Origin of the sequence: Arthrobacter humicola, assembly GCF_039531445.1 — a bacterium.
Taxonomy (GTDB): Bacteria; Actinomycetota; Actinomycetes; order Actinomycetales; family Micrococcaceae; genus Arthrobacter; species Arthrobacter humicola.
The window spans coordinates 97,928-116,368 of sequence record NZ_BAAAQB010000009.1; the positions used below are offsets into that span (position 1 = coordinate 97,928).

Below are 18,441 nucleotides of genomic sequence, written 5' to 3' on the forward strand. Positions count from 1 at the left end.
CCGAACTGCTGGATAACTGTATTGTTTCCGGCTTCCGGGCCGGGGTTACACGCCCCGCAAAGAATATTCCGCCGAGGCCACGGTCTCGTTGTCATCGTTCAGGATGATGACGGCGTCCACAGCGCCCTCCCCCAACGCCAGCGGCAGCCAGTGTTCGGCATCCTGCCACATGCGCGCCAACGGCAGCGACGTGACCGGGAACCATTCCGGGATGATTTCCTGGCTTTCGACCGGGTCGCCGGTCCAGCGGCGCGCGGTGAAGAGGCTCGTGGACATGTTCCATTCCGGCCGGGCGGGAAAGACGAACTCGATCAGTCCGGCGACGCGGAGATCGTGCTCCCTGACCACGATTCCGGCCTCCTCGAAAACTTCGCGGCAGGCGGCCTCGGCGTCGGACTCCCCCGGTTCCACATGGCCGCCGAGACCCACTATTTTTCCGACGCCGAACCCGGTCTTCTTGGTACCGAGCAGGACGTGCGTCCCGGCGGCTTCGTCGCGTAGCAGGAAGCACAGAGTGACAGCTGTCGAATTCATGGATCAACATTAGCGCCCGGCCACGGTGGCTGGGGTCGCCCCGCCGCGGTTGGCCCGGGTGGCCGTCCTAGCCCAGGGCGCGCGGGTGCGCGGCGGCGTAGATCTCCCGCAGCGTATCGGCCGTCACCTGGGTGTAGACCTGCGTCGTGGTCACCGAGGCGTGCCCCAGCAGCTCCTGGACCACGCGGACGTCGGCACCGCCCTCCAGCAGGTGGGTGGCGAAGGAGTGCCGCAGGGTGTGCGGCGACACGTCCTTGGTGATGTTGGCCTTGTCCGCGGCCGACTTAAGGATGGTCCAGGCGCTTTGCCGGCTGATCCTGCCGCCGCGGGCGTTCAGGAACAGCGCCGGGGTGCCCTTGCCCTTGGCGGCCAGCAGGGGCCGGCCGCGGACGAGGTAGGCGTCGAGGGCTCGTGCCCCGAACGATCCCAGCGGGACGAGGCGTTCCTTGGACCCCTTGCCGAAGAGCCTCACGATCGCGGGACCCTCGCTATCACCGGCCCCGCGCGAGGTATGCAGGGACGAGGCGTGCAAGGAGATGTCGTCGACGTCAAGGCCCACGGCCTCGCTGATGCGGGCTCCGGTGGAATAGAGGAACTCGAGCAGGGCACGGTCACGCAGTCCAGTGGCCGTATCCGTGCCGACGGCCTCGAGGATCCTCGTGACCTCCCCGACGCTGATCGCCTTGGGCAGGCGCTTGCCGGGCATCGGCGGGTGGACGTCGCTGGCCGGGTCGGTGGGCGTGATGCCTTCCAGCGCCCAGAATTTGTGCAGACCGCGCACTGCCACGACGGTGCGTGCCGCGGACCGGACGCCGAGGGAGGACCCTCCGTCGGACCCGTCGGATAAGGCCTGGACGAAGCCGGTGACATCATGCCGGGTGACGTCCGCCGGGCGCTGGCGGCCCGAACGGGCGAGGTAGCTCGCGTAGCGGGCAAGGTCCCGCCGGTACGCGGCGAGGGTGTTCGCCGCCAGTCCGCGTTCGACCCCCATGTGCTGCAGGTAGTCAGTGATGGCGCGGTCAATCTCCGTCTGCGGACGAACCGTCGGCGCCGGGGCGCGCGTTTCCAGCGTCTGCGGGCCGGCCATCAGCGCGTCGGTCATCGGCGCTGGCTGGGATGGGCCGGCCACGGCGCGTCGGCCGGGCGGAGGCTTGCGAAGTTGTCGGCGCGGGCGGCGGCCGCGGCAAGGACGCCGACGACGGCGGACGGGTTGTGGAGGCGGCCGTCCAGCACTGCCTGCACGGCCTCGTCCAGCGGCGTCCAGTGCAGTTCGATTTCGGCTTCTTCCTCGGTGCGGACGTGCCGCTCGTGTCCCGGCACCTCCCGCAGGCCGCGGGCCAGGTAAATGCGGATGGCCTCGCTGGAGGACCCCGGGGAGTTGAAGAAGTCGGCCAGCACGTTCCAGCGGTCCGCCACCAGGTCCGCTTCCTCGGCGAGCTCGCGGGCAGCGCCGACGACAAAGTCCTCGCCTTCGACGTCGAGCAGCCCCGCGGGGATCTCCCAGAGATCCATGCCGACGGGGTGCCGGTACTGCCGGAGCAGCAGGACGTCGCCGGCGTCGTTCATCGGGAGAACGGCTACCGCACCGGGATGGTCGATGTAGTCCCGGACGAGGGTGTCGCCGTCGTCGTTGAGCTGGAAGCTGTCACTGACGACGTCCCAGATCCTGCCTTCGTACACCTTGTGGGAAGACAAAAGACGGCGTGGGCTCGGTTCATCCGAAACCTGCCGTGCAGCATTGGGGGTCTCAGACATACCGGGCATCGCGCCGTCCTTTGATTCAGTTGGAAATTACTTGGACACTGCTGCCGACGAGGGCTTGGCGGCAGTGGCCGGGGCTTCTGCCGTGGCGCTAGCGCCGGCACTTGCCGCCGGTGCAGCGTCGGCGGCGTGCTGGTGATCCAGCGCCGCCTTGACCAGGCCCGCGAAGAGCGGGTGCGGACGCGTGGGCCGCGAGCTGAGCTCGGGGTGCGCCTGTGTGGCCACGTAGTACGGGTGGACGTCGCGGGGAAGTTCCACGAACTCGACCAGCTTGCCGTCGGGCGACGTACCTGAGAATGAAAGCCCCTTGGCGGCAATCTGATCCCGGTACTTGTTGTTGACCTCGTAGCGGTGCCGGTGCCGTTCGCTGACCTTGGTGGCGCCGTAGGTTTCGGCAACAACGGAGCCTTCATCGAGCTTGGCTTCGTAGAGGCCCAGGCGCATGGTGCCGCCGAGGTCGCCCTTGCCATCAACGATGTCCAGCTGTTCTTCCATCGTGGCGATGACCGGGTACTTGGAGTCAGGCTCGAACTCGGAGGAGGATGCGCCTTCGAGTCCGACCACGTTGCGGGCGTACTCGATCACCATGCACTGCAGGCCCAGGCAGAGGCCCAGGACCGGGAGCTTGGTTTCGCGGGCGTACTTCAGGGCGCCCAGCTTGCCTTCGAGGCCGCGGATGCCGAAGCCGCCCGGCACGCAGATGGCGTCGACGCCGGCGAGGGACTGCACGGCGCCCTCGCGGGTTTCGCATTCGTCCGAGGGGACCCAGCGGATCTTGACCTTGGTGTCGTTGGCGAAGCCGCCGGCGCGCAGGGCCTCCGTGACGGACAGGTAGGCGTCCGGCAGGTCGATGTACTTGCCGACGAGCGCGATCTCAACCTCGTGCTTCGGGTTGTGGACGGCGTCGAGGAGCTTGTCCCAGCTGGTCCAGTCCACGTCCTTGAACGGCAGGTCCAGGGCACGGACGATGTACGAGTCCAAGCCCTGGGAGTGCAGGGTCTTGGGGATGTCGTAGATGCTGGGCGCGTCCGGGCAGCCGATCACGGCGTCGATGTCGACGTCGCACATGCGGCCGATCTTCTCGCGCATCGGCTGCGGGACGTCGCGGTCCGAACGGATCACGATTGCCTCGGGCTGGATGCCGATGGAGCGCAGCGCGGCAACGGAGTGCTGCGTCGGCTTGGTCTTGAGCTCCTGGGACGGCCCGATGTACGGCACGAGCGATACGTGGAGGAAGAACACATTGTTGCGCCCGATGTCCTGGCGGACCTGGCGGGCGGATTCGAGGAACGGCTGGGACTCGATGTCGCCCACGGTTCCGCCGATTTCGGTGATGATGACGTCGGGGGCGTTCTTGCCCTCGGCGGGCAGCCGCATGCGCCGCTTGATCTCATCGGTGATGTGCGGGATGACCTGGACGGTGTCGCCGAGGTATTCGCCGCGGCGTTCCTTGGCGATGACAGTCGAGTAGACCTGGCCGGTTGTGACGTTGGCCGAGCCTTCGAGGTTTTCATCGAGGAAGCGCTCGTAGTGGCCGATGTCCAAGTCCGTTTCGGCGCCGTCGTCAGTGACGAAGACTTCGCCGTGCTGGAAGGGGTTCATCGTGCCCGGATCCACGTTCAGATAGGGATCGAGCTTTTGCATTGTTACAGACAGACCGCGAGCCCGCAGGAGGTGGCCGAGGCTCGAAGCCGTCAGTCCCTTACCGAGCGAGGACGCTACACCACCGGTGACGAAGATGTGTTTGGTCGTCTTGGACGAGCCCGGAAACCGGGAATTTACACGAGAGTTTGATCGCTGCACCACGGGGTTTGAGCTTATCATCAATTCGGCCTTCCACGGGTTCTTTGGCGGGATCCCGATGTGATTGTTGTCCTAGCGGCGGTCGTTGCTGCGGTACTGGCGGGCCCTCAGATCTGCGGGAGGAGCTTGGCGTCGTCCAGCAGCTCCTGGGCGTGGGCCTGGGCCGATTCCGAGTCCTCCTGGCCGGCGAGCATGCGGGCCAGCTCGCGGACGCGCTCGGCCTCGTCCAGCAGCTGAACGTCGCTGGAGGTGAAGCCGGTGGCGGTGGCGCCGTCTGCGCCCCGGACGGAGGTCTTCGTGACCCGGATGTGCTGGTTCGCGAAGGCCGCCACCTGCGGCAGGTGGGTCACCACGAGGACCTGGACGTGCCGGGCCAGCATCGCCAGCCGGCGCCCGATCTCGACGGCGGCGCGGCCGCCCACGCCGGCATCGACCTCGTCGAAGACGAACGTCGGGACGGGGTCGACGGCGGCCAGCACCACCTCGATGGCGAGCATGACGCGGGAGAGTTCACCACCCGAGGCCCCCTTGCCCAGCGGCCGGGCCGGGGCCCCGGAGTGCGGCTGGAGCAGGAAGGAGATCTCGTCGGCGCCGAACGGTCCCAGCTGCTCTGTTGGTTCCACATTGATGACCAGGGTGGCGTCGGCCATGGCCAGCGCCGTCAGCTCCGCGCTGACCCGGGCAGAGAGGTCCTTCGCGGCCTTGGTGCGCGCCTTGCTGATCGCGGCGGCCTGCTTCCGGAGCCCGGCTTCGGCGCGGGTGACCTCGGCATCCAGCGCCTCGATCCGGGTGGAGTCGTCCTGCAGTTCGTCGTAACGGGCGCGGGCTTGCTCGGCCCAGACCAGAACCTCGTCGATGCTCGGCGCGTACTTCCGGACCAGTTTGGCCAGCACCGCCCGGCGGTCCTCGATCTCGGCGAGCCGCTCCGGGCCCTCGGTGTCCAGGGCGGCCTGGTAGCTGGCGAGCTCGGTGGCGATGTCGTTGAGCAGGAAACCGACCTCGGCCAGGCGCGCCGCGGCCGAGCCCAGCTCCTCGTCGTGTTCGGCCACGTGTTCCAGGGTGCGCTTGGCGGCATCCACCAAGGTGGTGGCGTCGGCGTCTTCGCCGAAGTCCTCGGCGATGAGCGCCTGGTGGGCGGTGCTGGCCGCAATCCGCAGTTCCTCGACGTTGGCCAGCTTCACGGCCTCGGCCTTCAGGGCCTCGTCCTCCCCCGGCTGCGGGTCGACGCCGTCGATCTCGGCGAGAGCAGCCTGCAGCGACTCGGCCTCGCGGAGGCGCTCCCGGGCGGCACTGCGCAAGGCATCCAGCTCACCCTGGCTGGCGTGCCAGTGGGCGTAGAGCTCCTGATAGGTAGCCAGTGTCTTGGCGAGGCTGTCGCCGGCGAACTTGTCCAAAGCGCCGCGTTGCGCCACCGGGCTCTTGAGCCGGATCTGGTCCGATTGTCCGTGCACCACCACAAGGGTTTCGCCGATTTCGGCGAGCACGCCGACCGGCGCGGCGCGTCCGCCCACGTATGCGCGGCTGCGGCCGTCGGCGCCGACGCTGCGGGCCAGCAACAGCTCGGCGCCGCCGTCGAACTCCTCGATCTCCGCGCCCGCCTCGCGGGCCCGCGCGATGGCGGCGTGTCCGGCGTCGAGCTTCAGCACGGCCTCCGCGGAGGCGCTCTTCGCGCCGCTGCGGACGGCGCCGGCGTCTGACCTGGCGCCGAGGAGAAGGCCGACGGCGGTGACCACCATGGTTTTGCCGGCGCCGGTCTCACCGGTCACCACGCTGAGGCCCGGGCCCAGCGGCAAGATGGCGTCGGTGATGACGCCGAGGTCGCGGATTCTCAGTTCTTCAAGCATGGTTCACTTCTCGGTTGAGGGGTCTGGCGATGGATCGGGTGCGTCGCCGTGCCCTGCGTGGCGCGGCGAGGGCAGCGGCGGCATGGGACGGGGTGTGCGGATAATCGGGACGGGTCCGGTGTGGATGGCCTCCGCCTGAGGCATGGGACCGCGCCAGCCCTGAATCGGCAGCTCGAATTTGCGTACCAGCCTGCCGGAGAAGGGCGTCTGGTGCGTCCTGGCCAGCCGCACCGGGGTGGCGGAGCGGGTCACTTCGACGCGCGCGCCCGGCGGCAGGTCCACGGAGCGGCGGCCGTCGCACCACAGCACGCCCTGGGCGTCGGTCCGGTTCAGGATCTCGACGGCGAGCCTAGACCGGGGCGAGACCACAAGTGGTTTGGCGAAGAGGGCATGGGCGCTGATGGGCACGATCAACAAGGCCTCGACTTCGGGCCACACCACGGGGCCGCCGGCGGAAAACGCGTACGCCGTGGAGCCGGTGGGAGTGGCCAGGACGACGCCGTCGCAGCCGAAAGAGGTCAGGGGGCGTTCGTCGACTTCCGTGACCACCTCGAGCATCCGTTCCCGGTTGCCCTTTTCGATCGCCGCCTCGTTGAGGGCCCAGGTGTGCCAGATCTTCTGGCCGCGGACCCAGACCTGCACGTCGATCGTCATCCGCTCCTCCACCGTGTATTCACGGCTCGCGATCCATTCGACGGTCTGGGCGAGGTCGGCTCGCTCGCTTTCGGCCAGGAAACCCACGTGGCCGAGGTTCACGCCGAGCAGCGGGACGTCGACTTCGCGGACGAGCTCGGCGGCCCGGAGGATGGTGCCATCCCCGCCCAGCACCATGACGAGTTCGACGTCGGGCAGCTTCACGTGGTCGTGGAGGACCTCGACGGGGTGGTCGAGCCGGCCGAAGAAGCGGACCATGTCCCCGAGTTCGGTCTTCTGCATCACGGGGATCAGGCCGGAGCCATGCAGCTGGGCGCACGCCTCCCAGGCAGCCTTGAGGGACTCCTCGCGCCCTGTGTGGGCAAGGATGAGGACACGCCTGCTCATCGGGTTCCGCCTTCTGGTGGTACTAGTGGTTCGGCCAGATTGTTCCGAGCAACGCAGCAACGGCTGCGTCCCGCTCCTCGATCTTAGGCGGGACTTCCGACATCGCGCGTTTTATCCACAGGAAGTACTCGACATTGCCGTCCTGGCCCGGCAGCGGGCTTTGGGCGAGGCCTTTGAGGTCCAAGCCCGCGTCCACCGCTGCGGCGGCCACCTTGCCGACGGCGAGCCGGCGTTCCCGCTCCGAGGTGACCACGCCGGTCCGGCCCAGGCGATCCTTGCCGATCTCGAATTGCGGCTTGACCATGAGGACGAGGTCGCCGCCGGGTTCGGTGCAGGCTGCCAGGGGCGCCACTACGAGGGTCAGCGAGATGAAGGACAGGTCCGCCACGGTCAAGGCGGCCGGTCCGCCGATCTCCGCGGGCGTCATGTAGCGCACGTTGAGGCCTTCATGGACGGAGACCCGGGCGTCGTTCCGGATTTCCGGGACCAGTTGGCCGTGCCCGACGTCGACGGCGACCACGTGGCCGGCTCCGCGCCGGAGCAGCACATCCGTGAACCCGCCGGTGGAGGCGCCGGCGTCGAGGCACCGTTTGCCCGCGACGTCGACGGCGGGAAAGGCGTCCAGGGCGCCGGCCAGTTTGTGCCCGGCGCGGCTGACATAGCCGTCCTCAGCGGAGGCAGCAACGTCCAGCGCGGCGTCTTCCGGAATTTGGAGGGACGCCTTGGCGAGGACCTCGCCGCCGGAGCTCACCTTGCCCTCGGAAATCAGGCGGGCGGCGTGCGTGCGGGACCTCGCCAGCCCGCGGCTGACGAGGGCCTGGTCAAGCCGGCTCACGATCCCCCGTCCCCCGCGCCATGGATGCGGCGCGCTATGCCGGCGCCGGAAGCCACGTCTTCGTTCAGGGCCTCCAGCAGGGCATCGTGCATGCCGGCATAGGCCTCGCCGTGCTCGGAGACCGGCGTCAGCCGTACGGCGGCGAGCCGGTCCAGCACGGCGCTGACAGCCGGGTCCTGGATCTGCGCCTGCCGCCCTTGTGTTTGGTGGGGCGGCAGCGCGGGCCAGTCGATGTCAGCCGCGAGTGCCGGCGCTTCCCCAGCGGCGTCACTCGCCGTTCCGGGCCCGGAGTCGCGGTCCGGCGCATCATGCGGCGCCTGGGCAGGCTCCACGTTTGGCGCCGGGTGTGGCTGCTGGTTCTGCTCGGTCATGGGTCCAGTCTAGTGATCGAGCCACTCGAGGACCGGAGCCAGCGCGCTGGTCGTCTCGGGGTTCGCGGCCCACCAGGCCGAACAGGCGGCACGCCATGAATCGAGGTCAGCGGGGTCGCCGGTGATGTGGACGGACTGGCCACGGACGATCGCCGAGGCGATGCCGCTGCGGAACCGCCCGGCGTCGTGCTCCACAGCAGGGTACGGAGCGTACAGGCCGGTCAGGTCATTGATGAGGAAATCGGGGCGCTCCTTGGACCGTGCGGCGAGGATCGATTCCTTGGTGTCCACGCCGGTCAAGACAGCCACGGTGGCGAATCCGGCGTTGTTGCCGCCCAGGATGTCGGTGTCCAGGCGGTCGCCGACGACGAGCGGCCGGTCCGCGGCCAGCCGCTTGGCGGCGGTATGGAACAACGGCGCCTCGGGCTTGCCGGCCACGATCGGGGCCTTGCCGGTCGCGGCGGCCACGGCCGCCACGAGGGTCCCGTTGCCCGGGGCCATTCCGCGCGCCTGGGGAATGGACATGTCAGTGTTGGTCGCCACCCACAGTGCACCGCCAGCGACGACGTACGACGCCTCGGCAAGATCCTTCCACCCGAGGTCCGGGCTAAAGCCCTGGACGACGGCGACGGGATTTTCCGCCGCGCTGCGGACGGGAACCAGGCCCACCAGCTCAATCTCCTGTGCCAGCGCGGCGCTGCCCGTGATGAGCACGTGCGCCCCGGCCGGCAGCATCGAGGCCAGCAGCGCTGCCGCCGCCTGCGAGGAGCTCACCACCTGGTGGTCCTCGGCGGGGGCGCCGAGCTCGCGCAGGTGTTGCGCCACCTGCGCCGGAGAGCGGGACGCGTTGTTGGTGACGTAGCCGAGTCCGACGCCGACACCGGCCAGCCGGCGCAGCGACTCCACCGCCCCGGGAATGGCGTGGGGTCCTGCATAGACCACACCGTCCAGGTCGGAAAGGAGCGCATCGAAGGTGGAGATCAGTGCGGGTCCGGTCATGCGACTAGTCCTCCACCCGCTCGCGCTGGGCCGTCTCGGAGTCTTCGACGACTTCCTGATCCGCGTTGGCGTCCGACTCTTCGTCGGTTTCTTCGTCGGATTCATCGAGGACGTCGGCTTCGAGGGAATCCTGGTCCGACTCGGCGTCGTCGGACTCGAAGTGGCCGGCTTCGGCGTCGTCGGAGCCTTCGTCGATCGGGTTCAGGGCGGTCTCCGCCGCAGCGGCGCCGGTGACTTCCGCGGCTACAGCGGCGCCGGCGACCCGGGGTGCACGCTCGTCGGCCCCGGCGTGCGCGGCTGCTACCTCCTGGGCTTCCTGGGCGCGGAGCCGGCGCTGGCGCTCTTCCTCACGCGCTTCTTCTTCCTCGTCCCAGCCGAGGTCGATGATGTCAGGTTCCTCTTCCGCCCCGAGGCCCAGCGCGTTTTCGGCCACGACGGCCTGCCGCTGCCACTTGGCGGCCTCGGCCGCGCGGCCGGCGGCCGTCAGGGCTTCGGCGTATGCACGGAACAGACGAGGGCTGTAGGAAAAGGCACGGTTGATGTCCAGCTGCGCGATCTCCAGCTCGGATACCGCGGCATCGAGCTGCCCGAGGTCGGTGCGGGCACCGGCGGCGACGATAGCCAGTTCCACCTTGCCCGGGGCGTCGAGGTCCTTGGCTTCTTCGGACCGGGCCATATCCAGGGCACGGTCCGGGCGTCCAAGGCCCCGCTCGCAGTCGGCCATGACCGGCAGGTGCATGTTGGAGCCGCTGATTCGCCGGTAGGTCCGGAATTCCCGCAGGGCTTCACCATAGTGTCCGGCGGCGTAGGCGGTCAGGCCGACAGCTTCGCGGACGGACGCAAGGCGGCCGCCACGGCGGCTGGCTGCGAGGGCGTGCTGGAAGGCAAGTTCCGGCTCCTCGTCCAGGAGCCGTCCCGCCATGACCAGGTGGCGGGCCACCCATTCGGCGCTGGTACCTTCGAGGGTCTTGATCTGGTGCTGCGTGGCGCGGTCAAGTTCCTTACCCGTGACGTCCTCGTCGATCTGCGGTGATCGCTCACGGTCGGGACGGTTGGCGCTGCGGAGATCGGCGGCGTTCGGCACGCGCACGGGACGATCCTCGGGGCGGTCACGGCCGAACTGGCGCGGACCCGAGTCGCCGCGGTCGAAGCTGCGTGCCGGACGGTCTTCACGGTTGCCGAAGGGCTTGCGGTTGTCGCCACCGGAATACGGCTTGCGGTCACGATCGCCGCCACCGAAGCTGCGGCCCGCTCCGCCTTCACGCGGGGCACGATCACCATATGGCTTACGGTCGCCGCCAGCGTACGGCTTGCGGTCACCGCCGCCGTAGCTGCGCTGGTCGCCACCCTCACGCGGGGCACGATCACCATATGGCTTACGGTCGCCACCGGCATAAGGCTTGCGGTCGCCGCCGCTGAAGCTACGGCCCGCTCCGCCTTCACGCGGAGCACGATCACCATACGGCTTACGGTCGCCGCTACCGGCATAAGGCTTGCGGTCACCGCCGCCATAGCTGCGCTGCTCGCCACCCTCACGCGGAGCACGATCACCATACGGCTTACGGTCACCGCCGCCGGAGTAAGGCTTGCGGTCACCGCCGCCATAGCTGCGCTGCTCGCCACCCTCACGCGGAGCACGATCACCATACGGCTTACGGTCACCGCCGCCGGAGTAAGGCTTGCGGTCACCGCCGGCATACGGCTTGCGGTCGCCGCCACCATAGCTGCGCTGCTCGCCACCCTCACGCGGAGCACGATCACCATACGGCTTACGGTCACCGCCGCCATAGCTACGGCCCGCTCCGCCTTCACGCGGGGCGCGATCGCCATACGGCTTACGGTCACCGCCGCCGGCATACGGCTTACGGTCGCCGCCGCCGGCATACGGCTTACGGTCGCCGCCGCCATAGCTGCGCTGTTCGCCACCCTCACGCGGAGCACGATCGCCATACGGCTTACGGTCATCCCTGGCGCGGAAGCCGCGAGGATCGCCGCCCGAGTTGCTCGTGCCGCGGTACGGGGCCCCGCCAGTGTTGTCGCGGGCTTTGCCGCCGCGGTTTCCGTCGTTGTGCTCAGCCATGCTGGAATCCTCCTGTTGCGAGCTGACCACTGGCGCAATCGCAGCCGCTCTTTTCCGTGTTTCGTTTCCTACGCAACCCGAAATCAAGCGCTTCGAAGTCCGTACATCTCCCCCAATTCTAGGCGAGCAACCCGTCACGGACTAACGGCATCGCACCAATAGGGCCCCGCGGTGGCAGGACTCACAGCAGCCTGCCGTGCAGTTCCGTCCCGGGTTGCCGGGTCCATCACCTCACGAGAAAAAACAGTGAATCCTTTGTTTTTTATGTCATACTTTCGCTAATGTTCTTGCCGAAAGAGCCCAGCGACCGCCGGCGCCGTCTGGCAACCGACTGAAACCACACAGACAAAGGAGTTCCTGTGACCACCAGCATTGGCGCGGACGCGCCGGCAGCTACTGCCTTAACTCCCGTAGCCGGGCACCCCACGCTCCCCCTGAAGCGGCCCGGGCTTTTCGCTGCGACCCTGATCCTGACGGCTGCCGCCATCTACTTCGCGTTCCTCACGCCGTCGATCGTGAGCCTCTCCATTCGGATCTTCGGGGTCGATCCGACAGGCAAGGCGTTGGGCCTCTCCACTGTCATATTGATCGGCGCGCTGATTTCCGTCGTCATGTTGCCGCTGTTCGGCAGCCTGTCTGACCGCACCCGAGGGCGCTTCGGCCGACGCCGCCCGTGGCTCGTCGGCGGGTCGCTGACCGTGCTTGCCGGCGCCATCGTCGTCGGGACTGCATCCAATGTCGCCATAGTGGCCGCAGGCTGGGCGATTTCACAGCTGGGCTTCAGCGCGGTCATCGCCGCCTTCCTGGCCTTGGTGCCCGACTTCATACCCGAACGCCTGCGCGCCCGGACGTCCGCCGGGATCGGCGTCGTGACGGGCCTCGTTGTCCTCGGCGGCATCGCCTTCGCCAGCGCAAACGTTGCAGATCCGGTCACCATGATGGTCGCCCCGGCCGCCGTTGCCGTGCTCTTCGTGCTGGGCCTGTCGATGGTGATTGCCAAAGCTGATGTCATTCCTGCTGACGCGGCGGCGCTTCCCCGCTATTCCGTCCGCGAGTTCGCGGGGAGCTTTTTCATCAACCCGTTGCATCACCCGAGCTTCGCCTGGAACTGGATTAGCCGGCTCCTTTTTGGAATCGCCATGGTCGGTCTCCAGACCTACTCCACCTATTTCCTGACTGACGTGACCGGGTTGTCGCTTCAGGACGCAACGGCCCGCTACACATTCGTCACCTTGATCACCACCCCCGTCGGCTTCGTATTCACGGTTGCCGCCGGATTTCTGTCGGACAAGATGAACCGCCGCAAGATCTTCGTCGTCGGGGCAGCGGTGATCGCTGCCGCGGGCATCCTCATCGCCGCCCTGCTGCAGAGCGCGGACGGATTTCTGGTCGCGTACATCGTGTTCTCGATCGGCCTGGCTTTTTATCTGACGGTCGACGTGGCAATCGCGGCCTCGGTCGTCCCGGATTCTGCCCAAACAGCCAAGGCCATGGCGGTGTACCAGGTCTCGACGACGGCGCCCGCCATTGTGGTGCCGCTTCTTGGCGTGCTCGTGCTCACGTCAGCCGCCGCCTACGTCCCGTTCTTCTGCATCCTCGGCGGGATCGCACTGCTGTCTGCCGTCACCATCTTCTTTGTAAAGGTCCGCTGAACCATGCCGCACTCTTCTCCCGAACCCGCGTTCACAGAACTCCTGGACGGCGCGGCATGGATCCGCCCCTGCGAACCTGTCGACCCGGGCCCCGGTTCCCGGCCGGCGTATGTTGTGCGCCTCGACGTCGAGTTGCCCGCCGACGTGGCAGCGGCAACTCTCGCTGCGACGGCCCATGGCATCATCGAGGTCTTCCTCAATGGCCGGAGGGTCGGGGACGAAGAACTCGTTCCCGGGTTCACCGCCTACCGCAAGCGGCTGCAGGTGTTCGAATGGGACGTTGCCGGCTACCTTCACGGTGGCACCAACCGCGTCGAGGTGCTTCTAAGTGACGGATGGTTCCGCGGACGGCACGGCTTCGAACGCCGTGCCGATGGATTCGGCATCGAAACCGCAGTGCTGCTCGGACTCAAAGGGTCCTCCGGTTCCGGCGAAGCGTTCCATGTCGTGTCGGACGGCACCTGGAGTTCGGCTCCGAGCCACATCATTCGGGCTGACCTGATGGACGGCCAGTCCGTCGACTTCCGCCGGCTCGACGGCGACGGCGGCGTCGACGGACCGTGGTCAGCGGTCAGCATTGGAACCGGCGCCCTCTACGACGACGGGTCACGGCTGATCCCTACAAGCGCGGAGCCTGTGCGCCGGATCGACACCCTCCCGCCCGTGGGCGTGTCGTCGCCCCGGCCGGGCACCGCCGTCGTCGATTTCGGGCAGAACCTCAACGGATGGGTGCGCCTGACCTCATTGGGCCCGCGCGACACCCACCTCGTGCTGACCCACGGGGAAGTGCTCGCCGGATCAGGCCTGGTTTCCACGGAGAACTTGCGGTCCTTCATCTTCGCTACCGGCGACCTCCTGCCGGCGGGACAGATTGACGAAGTCATCTCCTCCGGCCGCCCTGGTGAAACCTTCGAGCCCCGGCACACGACGCATGGATTCCGGTACGTCCAGATCGACGGCCTGCCGGGGGCCCTCGATCCCGAGGACATCCGGGCCGTCGTCGTGCACACGGATTTGTTGCCCACCGGCTCGTTCTCCTGCAGTGACGCCGCCCTCAACGCGCTTCACACGGCAGGGGTCTGGAGCTTCCGGGGAAACGCCTGCGAGATTCCTACCGACTGCCCTCAGCGGGAGCGCTCCGGGTTCACCGGCGACTGGCAGGTATTTGTCGGCACCGCGGCCTTTCTGTACGACGTCCAGGCGTTCTCGGACAAGTGGCTCGCCGATCTCGCCGCCGATCAATGGGCCGATGGCCGGGTTCCCACCATCACGCCCAACCCCGCCGGCGACAAACCCTCGGGCGTTCTCTTCGAGGACCTCTCGGCGGGGTCGGCCGGATGGGGCGACGCCGCCGTCGTCGTCCCCTGGGAACTGTGGCGCGCCTACGGCGACGAGGGCGTCCTGCGCCGCCAACTGCCCTCAATGCAGGCCTGGGTCGACTACGCCGCCCGTTCCGCGGCGGCCAACAGGCACCCCGCCCGGGCAGAGCGCCGGCCTGTCCCCGCCGCCTGGGAGACGTTCCTCTGGGACTCCGGATTCCACTTCGGAGAATGGCTCGAACCCGGCGTACCTCCGGCTCCGAATCCCGCCACCGACCACAGCATTGTGGCGACCGCGTTCCTGCACCGGTCAGCCGCACTCCTCGCCGCTTCAGCCAAGGTGCTGGGCGAAAAGGAACTTGAGGCAAAATACAGCACTGTCGCAGCCGGAGCCCGCGAGGCCTGGCAACGCGAGTTCCTCACCGGTCATGGCCTCCTCTCGATCGAGACCCAGGCCCACTATGCCCGCGGTCTAGCCTTCGGATTGTTCCCTGCCGGGGCCCGCGAGGCCGCCGCGGGGCGACTTGCCGAGCTGATTGAGGAGAACAACGGACATCTGGGTACCGGGTTCCTCAGCACCGGGCAACTGTTGCCCGCCCTTGCCGACCACGGCAAAGCCGAGGAAGCGTACGCCGTCCTGCTTTCCAGGGGCACCCCTTCCTGGCTCGGCATGCTCGAGAACGGCGCCACCACGGTCTGGGAGTGGTGGGACGGCGTCGCCCAGGGCGAGGTCCGGGGTTCGCTCAACCATTACAGCAAAGCCGCCGTCCTTTCCTTCCTCTACACGCACGTGGCAGGCATTCGGCTCTCCGAACACCCCACGGCCGACGAGGCAGCCTACCGCCAGGTCACGATCGCACCGGTCCCCGGCGGCGGACTCGACTGGGCACAGGCATCACTGCACACTCCTCAGGGCTTGCTGTCCTCAGCCTGGCGCATCGTCGGCGGCGACTTCGTCCTCGACGTCTCGCTCCCGCCAGGAACCCGTGCCCGCGTCGAATTGCCGAACGGGACAGTCCTGGCGGCAGAAGGCGGCCAGCGAACCTTCAGCGTTCCACTTCAGCAGAGTGTCCGTGCCTGACACAGTCCGCGCCTAGCAAAGGAAGAGCATGAACAGCTTCACAAACCCCGTCCTCCGCGGCCACGCTCCGGACCCCAGCGTCGTTCGTGTTGGTGATGACTTCTACCTGGCCAATTCGAGCTTCGGGTTCCTCCCGGGAATTCCGATCTCGCATTCCACCGATCTGGTCACGTGGCGCACCATAGGATTCGCCGTGACGAGACCGGGACAGTACCGTCGCGACGGACAACCCGGGTCCATAAACCTGTTCGCACCCACCCTTCGCCACGAAGAAGGAGTGTTCTATCTGGTCTGCACCAACCAGGCGGAGGGCCAGGGCAACTTCTTCGTCACGGCAACCAGCCCGGAAGGTCCGTGGTCGGATGCGGTCTGGCTCGACCAGGAAGCCTTCGATCCCTCCTTGTTCCGTGACATCGACGGCCGCTGGTACTACACCCGCCGTACCCTTCAGTTCCGCCCGGACGGCAACCTTGGTCCCATCGTCCAAGCGCCCATCGACATCGCAACGGGCACGCTGGGCGAGTTCCGCCCACTGACCGCGAACAACCGGGGATTCTCCAGCAACGACATCGAGGGACCCCACCTGTTCACCCGCGACGGCTGGTACTACCTCACCGGAGCCGAGGGCAGCAGCTGGAAGGGACACATGCAGACCATCGGCCGCAGCAGGTCACCATGGGGCCCGTTCGAACCCGCACCCCACAACCCGATTCTGACCCACCGCGACCGGGTGGCACACCCGATCCAATCCGTTGGGCACGCCGATTTCGTCGAGGACGCATCCGGCAACTGGTGGGCCGTGTCCCTGGGAACGCGCCATGACCGCTTCTCCAGTCATCACACGCTGGGACGGGAAACCTTCCTCACACCCGTCACCTGGACGGAGGACGGTTGGCCCGTCGTCGGCCACGACGGACACACGGAAGAAGCGTTCGACGACGTTCCGACCCCCACGGACAGGGGAACCCGGATCGACGTCGCCGACTCGCTGTGGCTGCGGGGCTGGCGCACACTGCAGGCCGGCGAACCTGGCGTGAATGGGAAACAGACCGACGACTTCATCGAAGTCCCGGCGGGCCCCGACCTCACCGAACGCCCGCCCGTCGGGGCCCTTTTCAGGGCGCAAAGTGAATTCGACCAGACGTTCTCCGCAACGGTGGATAGTGATGATGCTGTTGCCGCGGGAGTCGCCGTGTATACGAACTCGGTGCACTTCTTCTCGGCACTCGTGCGGCCGGTCGGATCGGGCAGGGCCGTGTCCTTCCGCCGCGTGGTCGATGACATGCTCACGGAGACGGAGACAGTTGTTCCTGCTCAGGGCGATCTCCGGCTCACTGTCACGGCAACCGGCGGCAGGTACACGTTCACCGCGACGGTGGGGCACGAGAGCTGGGAACTAGGGTCCGGTAACTCCCGGCTCCTCTCAGCCGAGGCGGCACAGTGGTTCGTGAACGTTAACTTTGCGCTCATCGCCGTCGATGAGGGATCAAACGGTGGTGCTGCCCGGTTCGGCCGGGTCCTCATCGAGGAGCCCCTCAAGACAGTGCCCCCGGCGTTCGAAATCCCGTACTAGGCAACTTCACAGCCTCAACAAACTCACACAGCCCGGAGGCGTTCCTTGAGGCTTTCGGAGAATTCGGCGACGCCGGCGACGATGTCGACTTTGCCGTTGGACAGGACCCATTGAACCTGAAGTCCATCACTGACTGCTATGCACTCCCTGGCCACGAGCTCCAGATCCACGTCATGGCGAATCTCGCCCTTGTCGACGGCTTTCTGCCACCGGGCAACCAGTGATGCCACTACGCCCTCGTACTGCGCCGCGAGCCGGGCGTGGGCGGGGCTTCGCGTGTCTGCCGCCTCTGAAATGGACAGTACAAAGAGTTCAATCAGGCCCGGCTGCTCGGTGAAGCGACGGGTGGCTTCCACCATTTCGTCGAGGGCGTCCAGCCCGGAATCCGAGCCGGGCAGGGATTCCCACCAGGACGCCGTCTCCATGAGGCGCCGCTCGGCCACTGCCTGAAGCAGCACGTTCTTGCTCGGGAAGTGGTGGGCCAGACCACTCTCACTAATGCCGACAGCTTCCGCAATGGCCGACATGGGGGTCGCGTAGTAGCCGTCCGCACCGAACATCTTCGTCGCCACGTCGATGATCTTTTCGCGACGCCGGACCCCGGTCGGATAACTGCCGCCGCTCGCCTTCAGTCCCATGCGTTTCACCGTAACGCAAGGTGGCAAAAAACAAGGAATCAACGGTCCGGCTCCGGGCCTGGGCAGTACTTTCTGGGGTCTTCAAGGTTCGTGGCCGTGGATGTCGACGATCGTGAACCTCGACATCGGGCGCAGCGTGAACACCCTTCAGCAGGTCAACCCGCCACGAACCGCGAAGAGCCGCTAATCTTGGGGCACCCAAAACAGAGGAGAGACCCATGGGCACGGTGGTCATGTACAGCTCGGTGTCGGTGGACGGCTTCATCGCGGACGAGGACGACCAGCCCGGACCCCTGTTCGACTGGTTGTCCAGCGGTGACGTGCCGTTGGACGAGAGCGGCGAGTTGAAGGTGTCGCAGACGTCCTACGACTACACCCGGCCGTACTGGGACCAGATCGGGGCGACCGTCGTCGGCCGCCACGTCTTCGACATGACGGACGGCTGGGACGGGAAACCTCCGGGCGGGGTCGACCACGTGGTCGTCGTGACGCACCGGCCGGAGCCTGACGGCTGGGACTCCGAAGCGCCGTTTCACTTCGTCGACGGCGTCGAGGCAGCCGTGGCCAAGGCGCAGAAGCTTGCGGGTGACCGCATGGTCGAGGTCGCCGCCGGCGACGTCGGTGGCCAGGTGCTTGCCGCGGGCCTGGTCGACGAGGTGCGCATGGACGTCGTACCCGTCGTGTTCGGGTCCGGCAAGCGCTACTTCGGGTCGGTCCACGCGCAGCACCTGTTGGAGGATCCTGATGTGGTGATTCAGGGCAACCGGGTGCTTCACCTGCGCTATCGGGTGCGCCGTTGACCGATCTGAGCGGGTACGCGAAGAAGTCCACTGCGAACGGTGACACAAGATCGTGCCTCCGCTCGTGAGGTGCGGTTAAATGCGGGAGGACCCCCAACCTGTGGTTGGGG

The 18,441-nt window shown here is 67.3% G+C and carries 16 protein-coding genes; 5 read left to right on the plus strand and 11 right to left on the minus strand.

From position 1 onward, the window contains the following. Nucleotides 1-45: 45 nt before the first annotated feature. From ABD243_RS03895 to ABD243_RS03940, 10 genes are all read right to left on the minus strand, one after another. Nucleotides 46-534 carry an 8-oxo-dGTP diphosphatase gene (locus tag ABD243_RS03895; protein ID WP_344362294.1) on the minus strand — a complete coding sequence of 163 codons (489 nt, stop codon included), beginning with the start codon at nt 532-534 and terminating at the stop codon, nt 46-48. A gap of 67 nt (nt 535-601) precedes the next feature. Then, the gene (xerD, locus tag ABD243_RS03900) at nt 602-1,621 is read right to left on the minus strand and encodes a site-specific tyrosine recombinase XerD (protein ID WP_344362339.1); all 1,020 of its coding nucleotides are present in this window, start codon (nt 1,619-1,621) and stop codon (nt 602-604) included. Between the two features lie 11 nt (nt 1,622-1,632). After that, nucleotides 1,633-2,298: an NUDIX domain-containing protein gene (locus ABD243_RS03905; RefSeq protein ID WP_344362296.1), complete on the minus strand. Its 666-nt coding sequence runs from the start codon at nt 2,296-2,298 to the stop codon at nt 1,633-1,635. A gap of 27 nt (nt 2,299-2,325) precedes the next feature. Then, complete coding sequence (pyrG, locus tag ABD243_RS03910; protein ID WP_344362298.1) at nt 2,326-4,119, minus strand: CTP synthase; 1,794 nt, start codon at nt 4,117-4,119, stop codon at nt 2,326-2,328. An 86-nt stretch (nt 4,120-4,205) separates the two neighbouring features. Beyond that, the gene (gene recN / locus ABD243_RS03915) at nt 4,206-5,942 is read right to left on the minus strand and encodes a DNA repair protein RecN (RefSeq protein WP_116767566.1); all 1,737 of its coding nucleotides are present in this window, start codon (nt 5,940-5,942) and stop codon (nt 4,206-4,208) included. A 3-nt stretch (nt 5,943-5,945) separates the two neighbouring features. Beyond that, on the minus strand, nt 5,946-6,983 hold the full coding sequence (locus tag ABD243_RS03920) for an NAD kinase (RefSeq protein WP_116767568.1): 1,038 nt from the start codon (nt 6,981-6,983) through the stop codon (nt 5,946-5,948). 22 nt (nt 6,984-7,005) lie between these two features. After that, nucleotides 7,006-7,818: a TlyA family RNA methyltransferase gene (locus ABD243_RS03925; protein WP_344362303.1), complete on the minus strand. Its 813-nt coding sequence runs from the start codon at nt 7,816-7,818 to the stop codon at nt 7,006-7,008. Continuing rightward, nucleotides 7,815-8,189 (minus strand): hypothetical protein, encoded by a 375-nt coding sequence (locus tag ABD243_RS03930; protein ID WP_344362305.1) that lies wholly within the window; start codon nt 8,187-8,189, stop codon nt 7,815-7,817. Before ABD243_RS03930 ends, ABD243_RS03925 begins: the two co-directional genes overlap by 4 nt. Nucleotides 8,190-8,198: 9 nt before the next feature. Next, complete coding sequence (locus tag ABD243_RS03935; RefSeq protein WP_344362308.1) at nt 8,199-9,188, minus strand: HAD-IIA family hydrolase; 990 nt, start codon at nt 9,186-9,188, stop codon at nt 8,199-8,201. 4 nt (nt 9,189-9,192) lie between these two features. Further along, nucleotides 9,193-11,268, minus strand: a complete 2,076-nt coding sequence (locus ABD243_RS03940; protein ID WP_344362310.1) for a hypothetical protein — start codon at nt 11,266-11,268, stop codon at nt 9,193-9,195. Nucleotides 11,269-11,627: 359 nt separating this feature from the next. Between ABD243_RS03940 and ABD243_RS03945 the strand changes: the two genes are divergently transcribed. From ABD243_RS03945 to ABD243_RS03955, 3 genes are read left to right on the plus strand one after another with little or no spacing between them, the layout of a single operon-like run. After that, nucleotides 11,628-12,920: an MFS transporter gene (locus tag ABD243_RS03945; protein ID WP_344362312.1), complete on the plus strand. Its 1,293-nt coding sequence runs from the start codon at nt 11,628-11,630 to the stop codon at nt 12,918-12,920. Between the two features lie 3 nt (nt 12,921-12,923). Beyond that, nucleotides 12,924-15,320, plus strand: coding sequence for a family 78 glycoside hydrolase catalytic domain (locus ABD243_RS03950; protein WP_344362315.1), 2,397 nt, complete (start codon nt 12,924-12,926; stop codon nt 15,318-15,320). A 28-nt stretch (nt 15,321-15,348) separates the two neighbouring features. Next, on the plus strand, nt 15,349-16,893 hold the full coding sequence (locus ABD243_RS03955) for a glycoside hydrolase family 43 protein (RefSeq protein ID WP_344362318.1): 1,545 nt from the start codon (nt 15,349-15,351) through the stop codon (nt 16,891-16,893). A gap of 23 nt (nt 16,894-16,916) precedes the next feature. On the opposite strand, the gene ABD243_RS03960 is transcribed toward ABD243_RS03955, so the two are convergent. After that, nucleotides 16,917-17,531, minus strand: coding sequence for a TetR/AcrR family transcriptional regulator (locus ABD243_RS03960; protein WP_091255752.1), 615 nt, complete (start codon nt 17,529-17,531; stop codon nt 16,917-16,919). Here ABD243_RS03960 and ABD243_RS03965 point away from each other — a divergent pair. Both ABD243_RS03965 and ABD243_RS03970 read left to right on the plus strand, forming a co-directional pair. After that, on the plus strand, nt 17,530-17,718 hold the full coding sequence (locus ABD243_RS03965) for a hypothetical protein (protein WP_344362323.1): 189 nt from the start codon (nt 17,530-17,532) through the stop codon (nt 17,716-17,718). The genes ABD243_RS03960 and ABD243_RS03965 overlap by 2 nt on opposite strands. A gap of 31 nt (nt 17,719-17,749) precedes the next feature. Next, nucleotides 17,750-18,331 (plus strand): dihydrofolate reductase family protein, encoded by a 582-nt coding sequence (locus tag ABD243_RS03970; RefSeq protein ID WP_344362326.1) that lies wholly within the window; start codon nt 17,750-17,752, stop codon nt 18,329-18,331. Nucleotides 18,332-18,441: the final 110 nt, after the last annotated feature.

Coding starts and splice junctions, on each gene's coding strand:
- ABD243_RS03895 (WP_344362294.1), bottom strand. CDS start 534: ATGAATTCGACAGCTGTCACTCTGTGCTTCCTGCTACGCGACGAAGCC.
- xerD (WP_344362339.1), bottom strand. CDS start 1,621: ATGGCCGGCCCGCAGACGCTGGAAACGCGCGCCCCGGCGCCGACGGTT.
- ABD243_RS03905 (WP_344362296.1), bottom strand. CDS start 2,298: ATGCCCGGTATGTCTGAGACCCCCAATGCTGCACGGCAGGTTTCGGAT.
- pyrG (WP_344362298.1), bottom strand. CDS start 4,119: ATGATAAGCTCAAACCCCGTGGTGCAGCGATCAAACTCTCGTGTAAAT.
- recN (WP_116767566.1), bottom strand. CDS start 5,942: ATGCTTGAAGAACTGAGAATCCGCGACCTCGGCGTCATCACCGACGCC.
- ABD243_RS03920 (WP_116767568.1), bottom strand. CDS start 6,983: ATGAGCAGGCGTGTCCTCATCCTTGCCCACACAGGGCGCGAGGAGTCC.
- ABD243_RS03930 (WP_344362305.1), bottom strand. CDS start 8,189: ATGACCGAGCAGAACCAGCAGCCACACCCGGCGCCAAACGTGGAGCCT.
- ABD243_RS03935 (WP_344362308.1), bottom strand. CDS start 9,188: ATGACCGGACCCGCACTGATCTCCACCTTCGATGCGCTCCTTTCCGAC.
- ABD243_RS03940 (WP_344362310.1), bottom strand. CDS start 11,268: ATGGCTGAGCACAACGACGGAAACCGCGGCGGCAAAGCCCGCGACAAC.
- ABD243_RS03950 (WP_344362315.1), top strand. CDS start 12,924: ATGCCGCACTCTTCTCCCGAACCCGCGTTCACAGAACTCCTGGACGGC.
- ABD243_RS03955 (WP_344362318.1), top strand. CDS start 15,349: ATGAACAGCTTCACAAACCCCGTCCTCCGCGGCCACGCTCCGGACCCC.
- ABD243_RS03965 (WP_344362323.1), top strand. CDS start 17,530: ATGCGTTTCACCGTAACGCAAGGTGGCAAAAAACAAGGAATCAACGGT.
- ABD243_RS03960 (WP_091255752.1), bottom strand. CDS start 17,531: ATGGGACTGAAGGCGAGCGGCGGCAGTTATCCGACCGGGGTCCGGCGT.
- ABD243_RS03970 (WP_344362326.1), top strand. CDS start 17,750: ATGGGCACGGTGGTCATGTACAGCTCGGTGTCGGTGGACGGCTTCATC.